Genomic DNA, 17,766 nt, shown 5'->3' on the forward strand with positions numbered 1-17,766 from the left:
CCGCCAAGCCGCTGATTCCCCTTGCCCCATGACCGACCGCATCACCACCCTGATTCAATCGACCATTGCCATCCTGGGCAACCCTGAACTGACACCAGACGAGATCGAGACCCAGGTACTGGCCCTGGCTGGCGGCGATGCCATGCTTGCCCGCCGGCTGATAGACGTGGTGCCTGAAGGGTTCGGGTTGGTGCTGGTCTCTCACATCAAAAGCGCCGAGACGATGCAATTGCCTACCGAATTCGCGGTGCAAGATGCTGCAGGCGAATGGATGGGCTTTCCCTTCGCACGCGAACCCATCTTCATCGCCGCCGTGCTGGCGGCCCAGGCCATGTTCCACACCGGGCCGCGCCTTGCGTTCCAGACGGTCACCGACCGCAGCGCCTTGCTCAACACGGTGAACGATGCGCTCAACCAGGGCGGCTCGCTGGAGGGGGCCACGCTCGGTGGTCCGAGCTTCCTGGGCATACCGGCCGCCGTCTATGCAGATGGTCTTCCCGTTGCGGCCGCGCCCCCCGTGGGCCAATAATGCAGGTCAACTGCCAGCCACTCACTCATTTGTAGAGCACGCCATGGACCTTGCGCTTTCCCCTCCGCCGGACGACGCCAGCATCCTCACCGCGCTGGCCGACCCCCGGCGCCTGGCCGCCGTGCAGCGCACGGGCCTGCTCGACAGCCCGCCCGAGGAGAACTTCGACCGCCTCACCCGCCTGGCCTCGCGGCTCACGGGGGCGCCGGTGGTCTTCGTCTCGCTGCTGGACCAGGGGCGCGATTACCACAAGAGCCTGGTCAGCCCCATTGCAGAGGTCCCCGGCAGCAGCCGCGTGCGCATGGGCCGCACCTTCTGCCACTACGTGGCCGTGACCAAGGTGCCCCTGGTAATCGAAGACGCCACGCTGCTGCCGGTGTTTCGCGACGTGCCCAGCGTCAAGGCCATGGGCGTGCGCGCCTATGCCGGCGTGCCGCTGCTCACGGAAGAGGGCGACACCCTGGGCACCTTCTGCGCCATCGACTTTGTGCCCAGGCACTGGACCGAGCAGGACCTGGACGTGCTCACCGAGTTCGCCCACTCCGCCCTGCGCGAGATCCGCCTGCGCATGGCCCTGCAGCACGCCGATGCCGTCAACCAGCAACTGGTGGAGCAGATCCAGCGCGTGGACGAGCTGAACATGAAGCTCGAAGAGCTGGCCACCACCGACCCCCTGACCGGCCTGCGCAACCGCCGCGCCTTTGACAGCCACCTGGAGCAGGAGCTGGCCATCGTGCAGCGCCGCGGCACGCCGCTGAGCCTGCTCATGCTCGACGTGGACCACTTCAAGCGCGTAAACGACACCCTGGGCCACGACGGCGGCGACCGCGTGCTGCAGGCCATTGCCGGCCACCTGAAGGCCTGCGCCCGCACGGTGGACGTGGTGGCCCGCGTGGGCGGCGAAGAGTTCGCCGTCATCCTGCCCAGCACCGGCGAGGCCGGCGCCCACGAGGTCGGCGAGCGCATGCGCCAGGCCGTGGAAAACGGCCCATGGGACGAAATGCCCGTGACCATCAGCGTGGGCGTTGCCACGCTGGTGGATGGCGAGGATGCCGAACGCATTTACGGGCGCGCCGATGCCGCGCTGTATGCGGCCAAGCAGGCGGGGCGCAATAGGGTGCAGCAGGCGTAAGGCCAGTCGTCACCGGGGAGGCGGACGGCGGCCCCATGCCGCCTGCGCCGTTCATCCCGCGTTCATCTTCTGCTCACGCCCTTGTCATCTGGTATTCAGGCCGCGTCCATACCGCTTTGGTGAACTGTAGGTCTCCCAGGCAGCCATCCGGCAGCTGGGGGGAACCAACCATTTCAACCAGAGAAAACCATGAAAACATCCATCTGCATCGCCGTCGCCAGCCTCCTGGTGGGCGCAGCCGTCCTCCCTGCCGCCGCCAAGGGCCCGGTCGTCAACCATGCCATCTCCGAAAGCGAGGTGCTCGCGGCCCAGCAGGCCTGGTGCAAGGCGCTGGTCGACATCAGCACCACCAACACCGCCAGCGGCCCGGTGGCGGCCAAGGCGCTGGCCGAGAAGGTGATCGACGCCGCCTACGGCTACCAGATGGGCGCCGTGCTGTTCAAGCCAACCCTGACCACCACGCCCCAGACCTTCCGCACCACCCGCGAGGGCGCGCTGGCCTACTTCGTGGGTGGCAACCCGGCCTACCCCAAGGACACGGGTTTCGCCCTCAAGGGCTGGACCCAATGCGAGATTGCCAATGCCGCCGTGTTCATCGCCGGTGACTCGGCCAACACCATGGGCAACGTGATGTTCACCGACAAGGCCGGCAAGGTGACCACGGTCGACAAGACCTGGGCCTTCGTCAAGGACGATGCGGGCAAGCTGCGCATCGTAGTGCACCACTCGTCGCTGCCGTTCACCGGCAACTGATGGGTGGCGGGGCCGGGTACCCCCGCCCCGCGCCCGGCCTGGCAGGCGCACCGCCGGTTCGCCTGCCAGGCTTCATAATCCGAGCCTCCCGACCAGGCCTTTCGCCCCCATGTACCGCGCACGACTCTCCCTGGCCTTGGCCGCCTTGGTGGCCCTGGTCTGCATCCAGGCCGCCTTTGTGTACTGGGGTGCCAACCGCGTCAACGACTACGCCCAGCACAGCCGGCTGGCCAGCGACATCCAGGCAGAGCTGCTGGACCTGTCGGCCAACAAGCAGCGCCTGCGCGTGTGGGCCATGCAGCGCCTGATGAACACCGATGCCCAGCCCGAGCAGCGCGAGCGCCTGGTGGCCAGCATGGTTGCCAGCGCCGCCAACCTCGACGACCTGGTGCGGCGCGACCTGGCGCTGTGGACCGAGCTGGTGCGCCGCGAGGGCGTCAGCATGCCCGCCGAGGTGCCCCAGCTCGTGGGCGTGACCGAGCTGCTGCGCGACAACATCCAGGCGGTGGAGGCGCGGCTGGCGCAACTGGTGCCGCTGGAGCAGGGCGCCGACTTTCCGGCCCTGTGGGGCGAGCTCACCCAGGTGTTCGACATGGCGCGCGGGCGCGACCTGCGCGAGCTGATCAACGGCGCCATTGCGCACCAGCGCGCGGCCGTGCCCGTGGCGCGCGCGGCCACCGAGCGCGGGCTTGATGTGCTGCGTGCGCAGGCCATCGGCATGGCCCTGATCACGCTGGCAGTGGCCGTGGTGCTGGCGCTGCACCTCAAGGGGCGCTTGCAGCGCCCGCTGGACCGGCTGCTCGAAGGCACGCAGGCCCTGCAGGCCGGCGCGCTGGACCACCGCGTGGCCACCGGCTCCAACGACGAATTCGACCGCGTGGCCCAGCACTTCAACGCCATGGCGGCCGAGCTGCAGCAGCACCGCGCCCGCGCCGACGCCGCGCGCCGCGGGCTCGAAGACGCCGTGCAGGCCCGCACCCAGGAGCTGAGCGCCGCGCACGACACCCTGCAGCGCCTGGACCAGCGCCGCCGCCAGCTGTTTGCCGACCTGGGCCATGAGCTGCGCACCCCCGCTACCTCCATCCGCGGCGAGGCCGAGATCGCGCTGCGCGGCGGCGACAAACCGGCCGACGAATACCGCCAGACCCTGGCACGCATCGTGGGCGGGGTGGACCAGCTCACCCGCGTCATCCACGACCTGCTGCTCATCGCCAAGGCCGAGGCCGACCAGATGGTGATGCACCCGGCCCCGGTGGACCTGCGCGCCCTGCTGGGCGATGCCGCAGAGCAGGGCGCCGCCCTGGGCGCTGCACAGGGCGTGCAGGTGCAACTGCTGGACGACAGCGGTGCACTGCCCATCGGCCTGGTCACCGTGCTGGCCGACGCCGACCGCCTGCGCCAGGCGCTGGTGATCGTGCTCGACAACGCGGTGCGCTATTCGGCGCGCGGCACTACCGTGCGCATCGGCCTGCAGGGCATGGCCGGGGCGAGTGGGGTGAGTGGGGCGGTTGAGGTTGCGGTAGTGGTGCGCGACGAGGGCATCGGCATCGACGCGGACGATTTGCCCCGCGTGTTCGAGCGCTTTGTGCGCGGGCGCCGGGCGCGCGCCCACCGTGCCGACGGCACGGGCATCGGCCTGTCCATCGCCCAGGCCATCGTGCAGGCGCACCAGGGCCGCGTCGATATTGCCAGCGTGCCGCAGCAGGGCACGGTGGTGCGCATCGTGCTGCCGCTGGTGGCGGCCCCACCACCCGGCACCGTGCAAGCCGCAGGCATGCAGCCGAGGGCGCTGGCATGAACAACCAGATCCTGGTGGTGGAAGACGATGCGCGCGTGGCCGACTTCCTGGTGCGCGGCCTCAAGGCCGAGGGCTACCGCGTGGAGCTGGCCCGCACCGGGCCCGAAGGCCTGGCCCTGGCGCGCGGCGCCGAGCCCGGCGTGTTGTTGCTGCTGGACCTGATGCTGCCCGGCCTGAGCGGACTGGAGCTGTGCCAGAACCTGCGCGCGGAAGGCCGCCACATGCCCATGCTGATGCTCAGCGCGCTGAGCAACACCGAAGACAAGGTCAACGGCCTGCGCCTGGGCGCAGACGACTACCTGACCAAGCCCTTTGCCTTCGAGGAACTGCTGGCCCGCATCGAGGCCCTGCTGCGCCGGGGCCGCGAGCAGCGCCCGCGCGCCAGCACCCTGCAGGTGGCCGACCTGGTGCTGGACCTGGAGCGCATGCAGGCCAGCCGCGCCGGCCAGCCCATCGCGCTCACCGCGCGCGAGCTGGCCTTTCTGGAGCTGCTGATGAGCGCGCCGGGCCGCGTGTACAGCCGCGAACGCATCCTCTCCAACGTCTGGGGCACCAACGAGGACCCCCTGACCAATGTGGTCGACGTGTACGTGCGCCGCCTGCGCAGCAAGATCGACGAAGGCCATGCGCTGGCGCTGATCAAGACCGTGCGCGGCTTTGGCTACCGGCTGGACGCCACGGCCGATTAGGGCTCTGCGGCTTACGGCTCAGGTGGACAACGAGCCAGACCGTCAGCCAGGGCGATGCGGCCAACGCCACCAAGTCGGCCCGGGCCAACAGCCTCATCGGGCTGCGCACGGAGACCGTCCCCAGAAAATACAGGAGCCCCAGGGCGCAGACCCCCATGGCCGCCGCGCATGCTGCGGCGGGTCGTTGTGCGGGGGCTACCAGCGCGCAGAGAAACACCGCCATCAGGCCGGGCATGGATGCCCCGCCAATGTCCAGCACCAGGCGGGCGGGCAGCAGCAGGCCGCATCTCACGCTGACAGGGTCACTGCCGTGGCCTGCCAGCGGCGGTGGGCAAGCCGCCATGGGGGTATGGGCGAAGACCCACCACATCCAGCAGCCAAGCAGCACTGCGCCGACGAAAACGAAGGGCAGGGCGCACCAGCGAAGCCCGGTTTTCAGATAGTGCATAGCTTCTTGTAGAGGGCAAACGGTGTGCCAGTGTTGCCCCGTTCTGTGAGGCCTGTATGAAGTGCTGGTCCGCGCTATGCTCTCCAAAGCACACGCCACTGGCGGCCACTGCAAGGCCGCCCTGGCTCGCCGACCACCCCACCTGGCTTGCATGACACCTGACCACACCACTGCGCCCCCCGGCGCCGACTTCCCCTTCTACAACGGCCGGCCCGTGGCGCTGGGTGCGCGCCAGTGGTGCTTCATCCTGCTGGCCTTGGCGGCGGCCTATGGTGCGCTGTACATCCCCGCCATGGTGGTGTGGCGCGTGTCCGTCGGGTGGGCTGCTGCGGTCCCGGCCCTCGTGTTCCCGCTGTTGCCGCTGCTGGCACTCAGGGCGGTGGCGGGGCCGCAGTGGCAGGTGCTGTTCAGGCGCATGGGCTGGCGCGACCTGGGGCTGGCCGTGGGCCTGGTGTTCCTCAGCATCGGCGTGACGGTGGCCGTCGCCCTCATCGTCGCGCACTTCTTCGGCGCCGTGCCCAATCCCGTGATCAAGGCGCTGGCCGGCATGGGCACTAAAGAAAGGCTGGTCTTCATGGCCAGCACTGTGCCGCACCTCATCGGCGAAGAGATCCTCACCGTGCTGCCGTTCCTGGCGCTGCTCACCTGGCTGGCCGGCCCGCTGGGCTGGCCACGGCGCCGGGCCATCGTAGGCGCTTGGGTGTTGGCGTCGGTGCTGTTCGGTGCCCTGCACCTGCCCACTTACGGCTGGAACGTGGCGCAGAGCCTGATCATCATCAGCGTGTCGCGCGCGGTGCTGTGGCTCGCGTACCTGCGCACCAAGAACCTGTCGGTCGCTGCCCTGGCGCACATCCTCAATGACTGGTTGCTGCTGGGCTTTGTAGTGCTGCTCGGGGCCGTCATCGGCTGAGCAGGGTCAGCACCGCGCCCTGCGCGATGGCCGCACCGCCTGCGCCACGAGCAAGGCTGCAAGCCAAGGCGAGGCTGCGCTGGTTACGCCCACGGCGACGACCAGGGCCGCAGGCGGTACGGGTAGTACGACAAGACGCGGCAACGACGCCAGAAGAGTTTTGCTAGCCGCTCCAAATGTCTTCTAATGCGCTTTCTACCGCCCCTGCACATACCCCCCATGACCCCTGCGCAGACCCCCAAGATCACGCCTGGCGGCGCCGACTTTCCCTTCTACAACGGCCGGCCGCTCGCCCTGGGTGCGGGCCGCTGGTGCGTGCTGCTGCTGGGCGCCGCGCTGGGCTTTGCCGCGCTGTACCTGCCCATGCCTGCCGCCTGGGGCGCCTGGGGGGCGATGGTGCCGGCCATCCTGTTCCCGCTGGTGCCCTTGCTGGCGCTGCGGGCGGTGGCCGGGCCGCACTGGCAGGTGCTGTTCCGGCGCGTGGGCTGGCGCGACGTGGGTCTGGCCCTGGGCGTGGCGCTGCTCAATATCGCGGTGACCTTGTCTGTGGCCCTGCTGGTCAATCGTCTGTTCGGCGAGGAGGCTTCCAACCCCGCGTTCGGTGCGCTCGGGCGCATGGACACGGGCGAGCGCATGGCCTTTTTTGTGCGCACCATCCCCCAGCTCATCGGCGAAGAAATCATCACCGTGCTGCCCTTCCTCGCCGTGCTCGCCTGGTTGTCGGGCCCGCTGGGCCTGGGCCGAGGCCAGGCTATCGTGGGGGCCTGGCTGGTGTCGGCGCTGATCTTCGGCGCCCTGCACCTGCCCACCTATGGCTGGAACGTGGCGCAGTGCCTGCTGGTGATTGGCTCGGCGCGGCTGGTGCTGTCACTGGCGTACCTGCGCACCAAGAACCTCACGGTGTCGGCCATGGCCCACATCGCCAATGACTGGCTGCTTTTTGCCGGGGGCATGGTGCTGGGTCGTGCGGTCGGCGCCTGAGCCGCCATCTCGGTACGCGACGTGCGGCCGATTTTGGCCCTGCAGCGCTCTCTTGTTCAGCGTTGCCTTACCATCCCATGCGACCTGCTGATTGCCTGCAGCGCAATGCATGCGCGCGCACCGGGCTGCAAAACACAATGACAAGGAAAACAATGCGATGAGCGGCTATGACTATGACCTGTTTGTGATCGGTGGCGGCTCCGGCGGCGTGCGGGCCGGTCGTGTGGCCGCCTCGCTCGGCAAGCGGGTGGCCGTGGCCGAGGAGTACCGGTTTGGCGGCACCTGCGTCATCCGCGGCTGTGTGCCCAAGAAGCTGTTCGTCTACGCCTCGCAGTTCCACGAGCACTTCGAGGATGCTGCGGGCTATGGCTGGCAAGTGGGCACGCCCACCTTCGACTGGAAGGCGCTCATCGCCGCCAAGGACAAGGAGATCGCCCGGCTCGAAGGCCTGTACCGCCGTGGCCTGGACACCAACGGCGCCGAGATCATCGACAGCCGCGCCGAACTGGTCGACGCCCACACCGTGCGCCTGGTGGCCAGCGGCAAGACTGTCACTGCCGAGCGCATTGTCATCGCCACGGGCGGTGCACCCAACCCGCATGCCGCGCTGCCGGGCCATGAGCTGTGCATATCCTCCAACGAGGCGTTCGACCTGGCCAAGCTGCCGCGCTCCATCCTGATCGCCGGCGGCGGCTACATCGCGGTTGAGTTCGCCAACATCTTCCATGGCCTGGGCGTTCAGGTCACGCTGATCTACCGCGGCAAGGAAATCCTCTCGCGCTTTGACCACGACATGCGCCAGGGCCTGCACAAGGCCATGGTGGACAAGGGCATCCGCATTCTGCTCGCCGATGTCATCGAGAACGTGGCCAAGGTGGAAGGTGCCGGCGGTGGCCTCATCGCCACGACGAAGAACGGCGAGACCATCGCCGTCGACACCGTCATGCTGGCGCTGGGCCGCGACCCCAACACCCGGGGCCTGGGGCTGGAGGCGGCCGGTGTTGCCATGGACGAGCGCGGCGCCATCATCGTCGACCCGTACTCGCGCACCAACGTGCCCAGCATCTGGGCGCTGGGCGACGTGACCAACCGCGTGCAGCTCACCCCGGTGGCGATCCACGAAGCCATGTGCTTCATCGAGACCGAGTACCGGGGCAAGCCCACCGTACCGGACCACGACCTGATCGCCACCGCCGTGTTCTCGCAGCCCGAGATCGGCACTGTGGGCCTGTCGGAAGAAGATGCTGCCCAACGCTACGCCGAGATCGAGGTCTACCGCGCCGAGTTCCGCCCGATGAAGGCCACGCTGTCCGGCCGCGCGGAAAAGATGATCATGAAGCTCGTCGTTGATGCCGCCAGCCGCAAGGTGCTCGGCGCCCACATCCTCGGCCACGACGCGGGCGAGATGGTGCAGCTCTTGGGCATCTCGCTCAAGGCCGGCGTCACCAAGGACGATTTCGACCGCACCATGGCCGTGCACCCCACGGCGTCGGAAGAGCTGGTGACCATGTACCAGCCGAGCTACCGCATCAAGAACGGCCAGCGCGCCTGACCCCGCAGCAGGCAGGGCAGGGGGTCAACACGGCCAGCCTGTGGGCAGGCGCCAGTCGTCAGCCCGGCGCGGCGCCGAACCCCGCCGCATCGACCTGCGCCATCGCCCGGAACGCCGGCCGCGCAAACAGGTAGCCCTGCATCAGCCGTATGCCGGTGTCGCGCAGGAAGTCCCGCTCCGCCGGGGTCTCGATGCCCTCGGCTACCACGTCGATGCCCATCTCCTCGCACAGCCGCACCAGGTTGCGTACGATGATCTGGCGTGCCCGGTTGGTGTCCACGTTGCGGATGATGTCCATGTCGATCTTGATGAGGTCCGGCTGAAAATCCGCCAGCAGCTTCATGCCCGCGTACCCGGCGCCAAAGTCGTCGATGGCTGTCCTGAACCCCAGGCGCCGGTACTCGCGCAGAATCTCGGCAAACCAGGGGCCGTCCTTGATGCGCTCGCCCTCGGTCACCTCGAAGATGATGTTTTCCACCAGGAAGCCATGCACCCGAGCCGCCTCCAAGGTTGTGCGTATGCACAGCTCGGGCTTGTAGATGGCGTTGGGCAAGAAGTTGATGGACACCGGCACCACCATGCCCAGCGCGCTCGCGCCCTTGATGGCCTTGACCCGGCAGGCCTGATCGAACCGGTAGCGGTTGGCCTCGGTCACCTGCGACAGCACGCTGAACGCGCCTTCGCCTGCGGGCCCGCGCACCAGCGCCTCGTGCGCAAACACCGTGCGGGTGTGTACGTCCACAATGGGCTGGTACGCATACTCGAACTGAAAGCCCAGGCGCTCGCCCCGCGCGCAGTCTTCGCAATCCTGCCGTGTGCCCGCCAGGGGCATGAAGCCCATGGGAAATGCTGGGTTGGCACGGGGCAGGTGCTGTGTATGCATACCGTCCATTGTGTCAGCATCCTTCCGGCGTGCGCCTGTCGGTAGATGCCGATATCGCTTGTAAGCGGGGCGGGGGCCGTGTAGCAACCAGGTGAGGCCCAGCACTCTTGCCGGACCGCGCCGGCATCTGCAGGGCCCCAATCACCCTGAGCGCGGGCTCGTCAGGCCATGGGCTGTTCAGGCGTACTGCGCCAGGCCATGGCCGAACGACCAGTTCTCCTTGGCCACTTCGACCAGGCTGATGAACACATCGTCAGGCCGCAGGCCCGGGCTCTCGCCCAGCAACTGCGTGATGCGCTGGTACAGCGCCTTCTTCTGCTCCAGCGTGCGGGTGTTGTTGGCCGTGATCTGGATGAATACCAAGTCATCGCTGCGCGCCACGCCCATGTAGGTGGGGTTGTAGCTGAAGTTGGCGGCATCGTGCTCGGTGATGACCATGAACTTGTCATCCTCTGGCACGTTAAAGGTCTCGCGCATGGCCTGGTACAGGCTGTCGCAAAGGGCCTGGCGGTAGGCCTCGGGTTTGCCGGAGCGCATGGCGATGTGGAGCAGGGGCATGTAGGTCAGCTCTGAAGTGGTGATGGCCCGATGCTAATCATCACCATTTGTTATTGCAATTTATACCAGTGATAATGGTTGCATATGGCAAAGGACGCGCAGCAACCGCTACATCAGCACCGCCCCCTCGACCTCGACGCCATCGAAGCCTTCATCCGCATTGCCGAGCTGGGCAGCTTTACCCGCGCGGCCGAGGCCATGCAGACCACCCAGGCTGCGGTGAGTTTGAAGCTCAAGCGCCTGGAAGACCGCCTCGGCTGCCGCCTTATCGAGCGCACGCCGCGCCATGTGGAGCTGTCGGCACGCGGTGCCGCGTTTCTGGCCCCCGCACGCGAACTGCTCGCCATGCACCAGCGCACCCTGGCCACCTTTGCCGAGCAACGCGACCGCGAGCGCATTGCCATCGGCATCAGCGACCACGTGGCCGGGCCCGATTTGCCTGCCCTCATCGCCCGCATGAACGCGCAGGACCCGGGCCTGGTGATCGAGATCCGCATCGGTTCATCGGACGATCTGCTGCAAGCCTATGACCGGCGCGAACTGGATGTGGCCATCGTGCGCTTTCACGCCGACCGCAGCGATGGGCAGGTGCTGGCCGAAGAGCCCTTTGGTTGGTTCGCAGCGCCCACATGGCAACACCACGCGGGCGAGCCACTGCCCATCGTCACGCTGGCCGAGCCTTGCGGCGTGCGGGTGATGGCCAGCCGGTTGCTCGACGAGGCTGGTGTGCCCTGGCGCGAGGCGTTTGTGGGGGGCGGGGTGGCGGCTGTGTCAGCGGCCGTTATCGCCGGCTTGGGCGTGGCGGCACTGGCGCCGCGCATGCTGCCGCTGGGGGCGGTGGATGTGGGGGCGCGGCTGGGGTTGCCGGCTTTACCGCGACTACCGGTGGTGTTGCACTCGCGGGTGCGGGGTGGAAGTGGGAGGGAGGCTGTTCGGGTGTTGGGGGCGGCGTTTGGGTGGTAGCGCGGCGCCGCTTGATCGCTTGTCACAAGTTGTACGAGGATTCAGGGCCACCACCGATCCTTTGCGACTTTTGCATGCCGGTCATGGTGTACGTGAGATGGGATTCGTCTTGCGGCGGGGCGGCAACTGGTGCCTGCCACAAGATGATCTTGAGAGTACTTCTGAGTGTTCACGCTCGCTGCACAACGCGAAAGTCTTTCATTGATGGATAGTTAGCCCACATAGCGGCTATGCTTTCAAGGCATCCACTTTAAAGAGAACACTCACGATGGCCCTCATAGATGAAATCGCTATCGCCCGGAAAGAGGTAGTCACCGAGGGCTACGACATGTCGGTTGGAGAAATCGTCAATCTATACCGTAACCAAGAACTGCAGATTCGTCCGGAATACCAACGGTTATTTCGGTGGGACTCCACTCGCAAAGCACGACTAATTGAGTCTATCCTGCTTGGCTTGCCGCTGCCACCAATCTTCGTCTACCAAAGACTTGACGGAGTCTGGGAGCTCATCGATGGCCTACAGCGACTCTCCACTTTACTTGAGTTCATGGGAGCGCTTCGCGATGAGTCCGGCGTGGAGGTACAGCCTTTACGTCTAGAAGGGACCCAATTTCTACCGAGCCTGGCTAATAAGTGCTTTGATTCGACGCTGGCTGACGGATCTGACGGCATCGGCATAACACTTCAGATTCAGCTAAAGCGTGCTCGCCTCCGAGTCGAGATCCTCCGACAGGAAAGTGATCCGAACATCAAGTTTGAGGTGTTTCAGCGTCTGAATACGGGTGGTGTCAACCTATCACAGCAGGAAGTTAGAAATTCAGTCGGGTACATGCTCGATCAAGCGTTTCAACACTGGTTGATAAGCCTGGCAAATCTGCCAGCTTTCCTCATTACTATTGATCAGACTGAGACAGCGATGGAACGGCAGCAACATGTAGAGCTGGTGCTGCGATATTTGGCGTTCCGCCTCGTTCAATATCGACAAGGGTTGGATGTTCACGAATATCTCGATCAAGCCCTTATGCAGGTCGCAAAGATCGATGCAGCACAGCAACAATCGGAAAATCAAATTTTCCAGCGGACGTTTGAATTTTTGAACGAAAGTATGGGTGCCAATACGTTCAAGCGCTGGGATGGAAATTCGTTCGGTGGTAAATTTCTGATGAGTGTTTACGAAGTTGTATCGCTTGGGGTGTCTAAGAATATTGACGCGATTGAGGCCTTTGCGCCGCCTGTTCGAAAAATATTTATCGAGACAAAATGCCGTGAGCTATGGGGTACACCTGAGTTTTTGGAGAACTCCGGCGCTGGCGTGCGAGGTACTACTCGCTTGGCAAAACTCCTTCCTATAGCCGAAGCGCATTTCCGGCCGTGAGTAAGATTCGAGGGCTTTCCGAACTGCAGGCTTCCCTTGACGAGGCACTCTCGTGGCGGGTCAAGGAGATTGCCTACGTCCGATCGAATGCCAAGAGGGCGAGTTCGTTTGCGCAGGCGACTTATGTTCGCGCTGGAGTCCCCCTTTTGTACGCTCACTGGGAGGGTTTCATCAAGCGCGCCTCGGAGGCCTACTTGGAGTATGTGGCTAACCAAAACTTGACATTCGATCAGCTGGCAAATTGTTTCGTTGTCTTCGCAGTAAAAGGACATCTAAACAATCTGATCGACTCAAGGAAGTCCTTGGTAACTATTGAGGCTGTCAAGTTCTTGCGTACCAGCGGTGCGACAGTGGCAAGCATTTCACTGTCGAATGCTGTCAACACTGAAATGAACCTTAGCTCCAGTGTCTTTGCTAATATCGCCACATCGGTGGGGGTGGACGTCAATCCATACGCTGTCTATTCGAACCTCATTGATGAATCACTTTTAAATCGTCGAAATAAGATTGCGCACGGGGAATATCTCGATCTTGATGTGGATGCTTTCGATGGGTTGGTCGAAGAAGTGCTAGTCCTCCTTCGCCAGTACAAGAACGATATCGAAAACTTGGCTTCCACCGCCGCATACAAAAGTCGGTAGCAGCAGTCCGCGGGCTTCGGACAAATGGCAACCAATAGATCTGCTATGAAACCCCGCATCATGTACATCGAATCCAAGGCCGGCGGCCTGACCGGTCCCGCGCGCATTGGCCGTGTGCGTTTCTCCAAGACCGGTGCCACGCTCTACTACGCTGGGAAATCGTTTCAGAGCCTCAAGGGCAGTGGCTTCAAGTCGAACTATTTCGACGATGCAACAGGTGATCGCTACTGGATCTCCGGCCCGCGCAAGGATGGGCGCGATGCCTTGTACCCGACGCATATTGCGCCCGCTGTGGACGCGGACGTGTATGACGAGTACTGGACCCAAGTCCGCGGCCTGCCGGCGCCGCCTGTTCGGAAGGCTGCCGATTGACCGCTGCGCCAGAATGCGCCATGCCGCCACCGCCCGACCCCTTGGAGGAAGCCGAAAGCTTGTTGTCGCTGCTGTCGCGCGCACGCGCCGGCGACACCGCTGCGTTCGACCAGTTGGTGGCACACCGGCGGCGCCAGCTGCATGCCCACTGCTACCGCATGCTGGGCTCGCCCTTCGATGCCGACGATGCGCTGCAGGAGACACTGCTGGCCGCCTGGCGCGGGCTGGCGGGCTTCGAGTCGCGCAGCGCGCTTGGCACCTGGCTGTACCGCATTGCCACGCATGTGTGCCTGCGGCTGATCTCGCAGCGCCCCCGGCGCATCACCTCGCCCGACCACGGCGCACCGCTGCTGGCCACGGCCGAGCTGGGTGCACCGGTGGCAGGGCCGGTGTGGCTGGAGCCTTTGCCTGATGACGACGAACGCCATCCACAGGCATTGGGAATCGGCACCCGTGCCGAAGACCCTGCCGCCACGCTGCAGCGCCGCGAGCATGTGGCGCTGGCCTTTGTGGCTGCGCTGCAGCACCTGCCCGGCACGCAGCGCGCCGTGCTGTTGCTGCGCGAGGTGCTGGAGTATTCGGCCGCCGAAACGGCTGAAATGCTCGGCACCTCGGTCGCATCGGTCAACAGCGCGCTGCAGCGCGCGCAGAAGACGGTGAACGAGCGCATGCCGCCGGCCCACAGTGTGCAGCTGCTCGGTGCGCAGCCGGGCAACGATGAGCAGGTGCAGCAGCAACTGCTGCTGCAGCGCTTCGTCAGCGCGTGGGAGCGCCGCGACATCGACGCCATGGCCAGCCTGCTGGCCGAGGACGCACGCTTCACCATGCCGCCGCTGCCGGCCTGGTTCAATGGCCGCCGCCATGCGCTGCTGTTTTTTGCCGAGCGCGTCTTCCAGACGGCATGGCGTCTGCAGCCCCTGCGCGGCAATGGCCAGCCGGGCTTTGCCTGCTACATGCAGCAGGCCGGCGACGACCGGTTTCGGCCGGGCGGGGTGGTGCTGCTGCGCCTGGGAGGTGACGGGCTGATCGCCTCTATCGACAGCTTCATCGACCCGGCGGTCTGCAGGCGCTTTGGTATGGCCGAGGAAATTTTTTGAGGAAACTGCTGCCGCACCGATGAGTTCGCCCCTCGCCCTGTCTCCAACCAGATGACACGCCCCGGATGGTCCGGCCGCGTGGTTCAACTACCCGGAGATTTCTTTCATGGCCCGACTCATCGTCAGCATCCTCAGCTCACTCGACGGCTACTGCGCCGGCCCCGGCGGCACCTTGGCTGGCCTGCCCATGGATGCCGCCTTCGACAGCCACAACCTTGACTGCATGCGCCGCACCGGCACGCTGCTGTTTGGCGCCACCACCTTCCCGATGTTCGAGGGCTACTGGCCCCACGTTGACCGCGGCCCCGGCAGCGAGCCGGTGCAGCGCGAGATCGCCGAGCGCGTGGCGGCCGCGCGCAAGGTGCTGGTCAGCGACCACCTGGCCCTGCGCCCCGGCTCTCCATGGGCTGACGACACCGAAGTGGTGCCCCGGGCCCAGGCCAGCGCACGCATCGCCCAGCTCAAGGCCGCGCCCGGCCCTGATCTGCTGGTCTATGGCAGCCATGTGCTCTACAGCAGCCTGCTGGCGCAGGGGCTGGTGGATGAGCTGCACCTGCTGGTGGCCAACGTGCTGCTGGGTGGGGGCGTACCCACCTTCGAGCCCGGCCTGGCGCAGCGCTGGCAGTTGCTGGGCCACAAGCTGCTGCCCGGGTCGGACATCGTGGCGCTGCACTACGACTGCCGGTCGCAGTGAATGCGGGGGCGCGACCGCAAGGCGGAAACCTGGGGCGCGGTTCAATCCAGCGCCACCGCCAGCAAGCGCGACGCGCACGCGGGATCGTCCGCATCCGTGACCATCAGCAGCCGGTCGCCCGCCAGCGCAATGCCCTCGACCTTTGGCGCACCCTCCAGGGTAGCCATGCGCCCCAGCACACCATCCACGCCCACCCAGCCAATGGCCGATGCCACGCATTCGCCGTCGGCATAGCTGTCGTCGGTGTTCTCGGCCACGGCGCTGAACAGCCAGCCCTCGCCGCCGGCCAGCGCCGCGCCGTCGGTAAAGCCCAGTGGTACGCCATCCACCATGCCCAGGTCGAAAAGGGTGGTGCGCAGCGCCGCCGGTGGCTCCGAGCGCGTGCCGGCCAGCCAGGCCAGCAATGGGGCCAGTGGGTAGCTGATGCAGGCATTGCGCGCATCGCCCTTGTTGCCGCGCTGCAGCAGGTGCAGGCAGTCATTCGCGACAAAGGCACCTTCGATGTTCAGGTCCGCAAACTCCGCGCGCAGGGGCGTGTAGAGCGCAGACAGGTCCACCACCTGCGCAGCGCCATCGGGGCGCCCGGTGGCATCGAGTGCGATGACAACGCCCCGCTGCCGATTGGGCTTGGACCCGGACCCGAGGGCCAGCAGCGCCCCGCTCGGGTGTGCGGACGACGCGGGCAGCAGGGCCAGCGATTCCAGATCGGGCTTGCGCTTTTTGCGGGCCTTCGGGTCTGCCGGCAGGTCGCCTGGCAGGATGCGGTGCAACTGCACCAGCGGTGTCTGTGGCAACTGCTGCAGCACGGCTGCGCCGGCAGGCAGCAGGCCCAGGTGGTGTTCGTCGTCGGCCACCAGGTACAGCCATGCGCCGGCCCGCACCAGGCCGCTGGCGGCGCTCAGATGCGGCTGGCCTCGCGGGTGGGTTGCGGGGTCGAGCAGCAGGTCCTGCAGAGGCGTTGGTGTGATGAGGTGCATGGCGATCTGAGCATAGATGAAAGCAAGGGCGCAGACGAAAAGGGAAGGGGGCGCCAAAGCCACTTCCATGCCTTCTGCCTCCTGGAAGTGGGCTAGGATTCAGCGTCTCAAATCAAAGGAGGAGGGTGCATGAAATTCCCAACCATGTTCCTGGCAGTGGCGGCCGTGCTGGCCCTGCCGGCATGCAGTTCAACCGACGTCGTGCGCGCGCCGGTGGAGGCCACCATTGGCCAGCAGTTGATCGACCTCAAGAGCGCGTTCAACAACGGCGCACTGAGCAGCCGCGAGTACGACAGCCAGCGCCGCCGGCTGATCGACAGCGTGAAGTGAGTGAGAACAGCGCCATGAACAAGCACAACAACCATCGGATTGCCACCATCACCCTCGTTTGCGCATGCCTGGCATCGCTGGCCGGCTGCGTCAGCAGCAGCACCTCGCGCGTGACCGTGCAGGAGGGCGTCAAGTTCTCCAAGGGCCGCGAGCTCGATGACCTGGTGAAGGCCTACGACGCCCAGGCCGTGACGCGCAGCGAGTACGAAGAGCTGCGCCAGGTGATCATGAAGCGGCCCAACTGAGAGACTGAGCCGCCATGGCGAAGAGGAGGGCGATGCCATGACAGCCCCGGCATCGCCAGGCCGGGCCCTGCGCGACCTGGCGCGGCACTCGCGCACCAGCGGGGCGCCCGGGTTTTTGCCCGAGCTGTGGCTGCTCGGGCCCATCGAGTACCAGTTGCACAAGGCCCTTCGCAAGCTTGGGCTGCGCTCGGGCATGGACATCGCCAAGATCAATATCTACGGGGTTGAACATCCGGCCGCCTGGACCGGCGAGGTGTTCGATGGCTGCACTGATGTGGAGATCGCTGCCGACTGGAATGCCATTGCCATGTTGCCTGCCCCTGAGCGGGCGATGGCGGCCCATGCCGCGTTTTTGATGGGGCTGCAGAACGTGCTGGATGCCTGCGGGGTGGAGCGCCATACCTATCTGCCGGCCTTGCAGGCTTTGGCAGCCGATGGTTTTTGCCATGCAGTGAAACTGGCCACGGTGAAGCACGACGGCGGCTCATTGGCGCTGTGGCTGGAGTGGGATGGGTCGCTCGACCTGGCTCGGCTGGTGGTGCGCGGCAAGGCGGGCGCGCGCAAGGCTGCCACCGAGCAGTTGCTGGGCTACGCCTGGCCCGACTTCGATGGCATCCGCCCGCAGGACGTTGCGGTGGAAGACAGCGGGGGCATCACCATCGAGGTGTTTGCGGGCTTCATGCAGCCGGACCGGCTGTTGAGGGGCCGCCCTTACATCGACATCCCTGGTGCGATGAGCACGGTGGTTCCGGGGCGGGAGCGGATCGCGCTCAGCTTCACCCTGCCGCAGGCGGGGCCTGCATAGCCCATGGCCTGATGTGGTGGTAGCTACCCCCACG

The 17,766-nt window shown here is 65.8% G+C and carries 20 protein-coding genes; 17 read left to right on the forward strand and 3 right to left on the reverse strand.

Going from position 1 to position 17,766, the window contains the following annotated elements; all coding sequences use genetic code 11:
- The first annotated feature begins 28 nt into the window (after positions 1-28).
- The 8 genes from ASE31_RS24290 (at position 29) to gor (ending at position 8,792) form a co-directional block, all read left to right on the forward strand.
- Positions 29-529, forward strand: a complete 501-nt coding sequence (locus tag ASE31_RS24290) for a hypothetical protein (RefSeq protein WP_057204505.1) — start codon at positions 29-31, stop codon at positions 527-529.
- 43 nt (positions 530-572) lie between these two features.
- On the forward strand, positions 573-1,661 hold the full coding sequence (locus ASE31_RS24295) for a sensor domain-containing diguanylate cyclase (protein ID WP_057204506.1): 1,089 nt from the start codon (positions 573-575) through the stop codon (positions 1,659-1,661).
- A gap of 189 nt (positions 1,662-1,850) precedes the next feature.
- Positions 1,851-2,414 (forward strand): hypothetical protein, encoded by a 564-nt coding sequence (locus ASE31_RS24300; RefSeq protein ID WP_057204507.1) that lies wholly within the window; start codon positions 1,851-1,853, stop codon positions 2,412-2,414.
- A gap of 109 nt (positions 2,415-2,523) precedes the next feature.
- Positions 2,524-4,212: a cell wall metabolism sensor histidine kinase WalK gene (locus ASE31_RS24305; protein WP_057204508.1), complete on the forward strand. Its 1,689-nt coding sequence runs from the start codon at positions 2,524-2,526 to the stop codon at positions 4,210-4,212.
- On the forward strand, positions 4,209-4,901 hold the full coding sequence (locus tag ASE31_RS24310; protein ID WP_057204509.1) for a response regulator transcription factor: 693 nt from the start codon (positions 4,209-4,211) through the stop codon (positions 4,899-4,901). The genes ASE31_RS24305 and ASE31_RS24310 overlap by 4 nt, the downstream gene beginning before the upstream one ends.
- A 599-nt stretch (positions 4,902-5,500) precedes the next feature.
- Positions 5,501-6,259 (forward strand): CPBP family intramembrane glutamic endopeptidase, encoded by a 759-nt coding sequence (locus ASE31_RS24315; protein ID WP_057204510.1) that lies wholly within the window; start codon positions 5,501-5,503, stop codon positions 6,257-6,259.
- A 219-nt stretch (positions 6,260-6,478) separates the two neighbouring features.
- Entirely contained in the window at positions 6,479-7,240 is a 762-nt protein-coding gene (locus ASE31_RS24320; RefSeq protein WP_057204511.1) for a type II CAAX endopeptidase family protein, read from the forward strand.
- Positions 7,241-7,397: 157 nt separating this feature from the next.
- Positions 7,398-8,792 carry a glutathione-disulfide reductase gene (gene gor, locus ASE31_RS24325; protein ID WP_057204512.1) on the forward strand — a complete coding sequence of 465 codons (1,395 nt, stop codon included), beginning with the start codon at positions 7,398-7,400 and terminating at the stop codon, positions 8,790-8,792.
- A gap of 58 nt (positions 8,793-8,850) precedes the next feature.
- Here gor and ASE31_RS24330 read toward each other — a convergent pair whose 3' ends face one another.
- Positions 8,851-9,675 (reverse strand): EAL domain-containing protein, encoded by an 825-nt coding sequence (locus ASE31_RS24330; protein WP_057204637.1) that lies wholly within the window; start codon positions 9,673-9,675, stop codon positions 8,851-8,853.
- A gap of 177 nt (positions 9,676-9,852) precedes the next feature.
- On the reverse strand, positions 9,853-10,233 hold the full coding sequence (locus tag ASE31_RS24335; RefSeq protein ID WP_057204513.1) for a tautomerase family protein: 381 nt from the start codon (positions 10,231-10,233) through the stop codon (positions 9,853-9,855).
- Positions 10,234-10,317: 84 nt separating this feature from the next.
- Here ASE31_RS24335 and ASE31_RS24340 point away from each other — a divergent pair, with 84 nt between their 5' ends.
- From ASE31_RS24340 to ASE31_RS24365, 6 genes are all read left to right on the forward strand, one after another.
- Positions 10,318-11,196, forward strand: coding sequence for a LysR substrate-binding domain-containing protein (locus ASE31_RS24340; protein ID WP_057204514.1), 879 nt, complete (start codon positions 10,318-10,320; stop codon positions 11,194-11,196).
- Positions 11,197-11,464: 268 nt separating this feature from the next.
- The gene (locus ASE31_RS31240; RefSeq protein WP_082604348.1) at positions 11,465-12,571 is read left to right on the forward strand and encodes a DUF262 domain-containing protein; all 1,107 of its coding nucleotides are present in this window, start codon (positions 11,465-11,467) and stop codon (positions 12,569-12,571) included.
- Entirely contained in the window at positions 12,568-13,212 is a 645-nt protein-coding gene (locus ASE31_RS24350; RefSeq protein WP_082604349.1) for an MAE_28990/MAE_18760 family HEPN-like nuclease, read from the forward strand. Before ASE31_RS31240 ends, ASE31_RS24350 begins: the two co-directional genes overlap by 4 nt.
- A gap of 45 nt (positions 13,213-13,257) precedes the next feature.
- Positions 13,258-13,584, forward strand: coding sequence for a hypothetical protein (locus tag ASE31_RS24355; protein ID WP_057204517.1), 327 nt, complete (start codon positions 13,258-13,260; stop codon positions 13,582-13,584).
- A gap of 20 nt (positions 13,585-13,604) precedes the next feature.
- Complete coding sequence (locus ASE31_RS24360; RefSeq protein ID WP_057204519.1) at positions 13,605-14,681, forward strand: RNA polymerase subunit sigma-70; 1,077 nt, start codon at positions 13,605-13,607, stop codon at positions 14,679-14,681.
- A 106-nt stretch (positions 14,682-14,787) separates the two neighbouring features.
- Positions 14,788-15,375 (forward strand): dihydrofolate reductase family protein, encoded by a 588-nt coding sequence (locus ASE31_RS24365; RefSeq protein ID WP_057204520.1) that lies wholly within the window; start codon positions 14,788-14,790, stop codon positions 15,373-15,375.
- Positions 15,376-15,416: 41 nt separating this feature from the next.
- Here ASE31_RS24365 and ASE31_RS24370 read toward each other — a convergent pair whose 3' ends face one another.
- On the reverse strand, positions 15,417-16,352 hold the full coding sequence (locus ASE31_RS24370) for a hypothetical protein (protein WP_157412640.1): 936 nt from the start codon (positions 16,350-16,352) through the stop codon (positions 15,417-15,419).
- A gap of 129 nt (positions 16,353-16,481) precedes the next feature.
- Here ASE31_RS24370 and ASE31_RS24375 point away from each other — a divergent pair, with 129 nt between their 5' ends.
- The 3 genes from ASE31_RS24375 to ASE31_RS24385 are packed head-to-tail and all read left to right on the forward strand — an operon-like array spanning position 16,482 to position 17,732.
- Positions 16,482-16,682: a hypothetical protein gene (locus tag ASE31_RS24375; RefSeq protein WP_157412641.1), complete on the forward strand. Its 201-nt coding sequence runs from the start codon at positions 16,482-16,484 to the stop codon at positions 16,680-16,682.
- Positions 16,683-16,696: 14 nt separating this feature from the next.
- A complete protein-coding gene (locus ASE31_RS24380; RefSeq protein WP_157412642.1) occupies positions 16,697-16,927 on the forward strand; it encodes a hypothetical protein in 231 nt (76 codons plus the stop codon).
- Positions 16,928-16,964: 37 nt separating this feature from the next.
- A complete protein-coding gene (locus tag ASE31_RS24385; RefSeq protein WP_057204525.1) occupies positions 16,965-17,732 on the forward strand; it encodes a hypothetical protein in 768 nt (255 codons plus the stop codon).
- The last annotated feature ends 34 nt before the right edge of the window (positions 17,733-17,766 follow it).

Source organism: Acidovorax sp. Root217 (assembly GCF_001428645.1).
Lineage (GTDB): Bacteria > Pseudomonadota > Gammaproteobacteria > Burkholderiales > Burkholderiaceae_C > Acidovorax.

What these genes read in the sequence shown, in the direction of transcription:
- ASE31_RS24315 (WP_057204510.1), top strand. Translation starts at nt 5,501, where the DNA reads ATGACACCTGACCACACCACTGCGCCCCCCGGCGCCGACTTCCCCTTC.
- ASE31_RS24370 (WP_157412640.1), bottom strand. Translation starts at nt 16,352, where the DNA reads ATGCACCTCATCACACCAACGCCTCTGCAGGACCTGCTGCTCGACCCC.
- ASE31_RS24300 (WP_057204507.1), top strand. Translation starts at nt 1,851, where the DNA reads ATGAAAACATCCATCTGCATCGCCGTCGCCAGCCTCCTGGTGGGCGCA.
- ASE31_RS24290 (WP_057204505.1), top strand. Translation starts at nt 29, where the DNA reads ATGACCGACCGCATCACCACCCTGATTCAATCGACCATTGCCATCCTG.
- ASE31_RS24335 (WP_057204513.1), bottom strand. Translation starts at nt 10,233, where the DNA reads ATGCCCCTGCTCCACATCGCCATGCGCTCCGGCAAACCCGAGGCCTAC.
- ASE31_RS24320 (WP_057204511.1), top strand. Translation starts at nt 6,479, where the DNA reads ATGACCCCTGCGCAGACCCCCAAGATCACGCCTGGCGGCGCCGACTTT.
- gor (WP_057204512.1), top strand. Translation starts at nt 7,398, where the DNA reads ATGAGCGGCTATGACTATGACCTGTTTGTGATCGGTGGCGGCTCCGGC.
- ASE31_RS24380 (WP_157412642.1), top strand. Translation starts at nt 16,697, where the DNA reads ATGAACAAGCACAACAACCATCGGATTGCCACCATCACCCTCGTTTGC.
- ASE31_RS24365 (WP_057204520.1), top strand. Translation starts at nt 14,788, where the DNA reads ATGGCCCGACTCATCGTCAGCATCCTCAGCTCACTCGACGGCTACTGC.
- ASE31_RS24385 (WP_057204525.1), top strand. Translation starts at nt 16,965, where the DNA reads ATGACAGCCCCGGCATCGCCAGGCCGGGCCCTGCGCGACCTGGCGCGG.
- ASE31_RS24340 (WP_057204514.1), top strand. Translation starts at nt 10,318, where the DNA reads ATGGCAAAGGACGCGCAGCAACCGCTACATCAGCACCGCCCCCTCGAC.
- ASE31_RS24295 (WP_057204506.1), top strand. Translation starts at nt 573, where the DNA reads ATGGACCTTGCGCTTTCCCCTCCGCCGGACGACGCCAGCATCCTCACC.
- ASE31_RS24355 (WP_057204517.1), top strand. Translation starts at nt 13,258, where the DNA reads ATGAAACCCCGCATCATGTACATCGAATCCAAGGCCGGCGGCCTGACC.
- ASE31_RS31240 (WP_082604348.1), top strand. Translation starts at nt 11,465, where the DNA reads ATGGCCCTCATAGATGAAATCGCTATCGCCCGGAAAGAGGTAGTCACC.
- ASE31_RS24310 (WP_057204509.1), top strand. Translation starts at nt 4,209, where the DNA reads ATGAACAACCAGATCCTGGTGGTGGAAGACGATGCGCGCGTGGCCGAC.
- ASE31_RS24330 (WP_057204637.1), bottom strand. Translation starts at nt 9,675, where the DNA reads ATGCATACACAGCACCTGCCCCGTGCCAACCCAGCATTTCCCATGGGC.
- ASE31_RS24375 (WP_157412641.1), top strand. Translation starts at nt 16,482, where the DNA reads ATGAAATTCCCAACCATGTTCCTGGCAGTGGCGGCCGTGCTGGCCCTG.
- ASE31_RS24360 (WP_057204519.1), top strand. Translation starts at nt 13,605, where the DNA reads ATGCCGCCACCGCCCGACCCCTTGGAGGAAGCCGAAAGCTTGTTGTCG.
- ASE31_RS24305 (WP_057204508.1), top strand. Translation starts at nt 2,524, where the DNA reads ATGTACCGCGCACGACTCTCCCTGGCCTTGGCCGCCTTGGTGGCCCTG.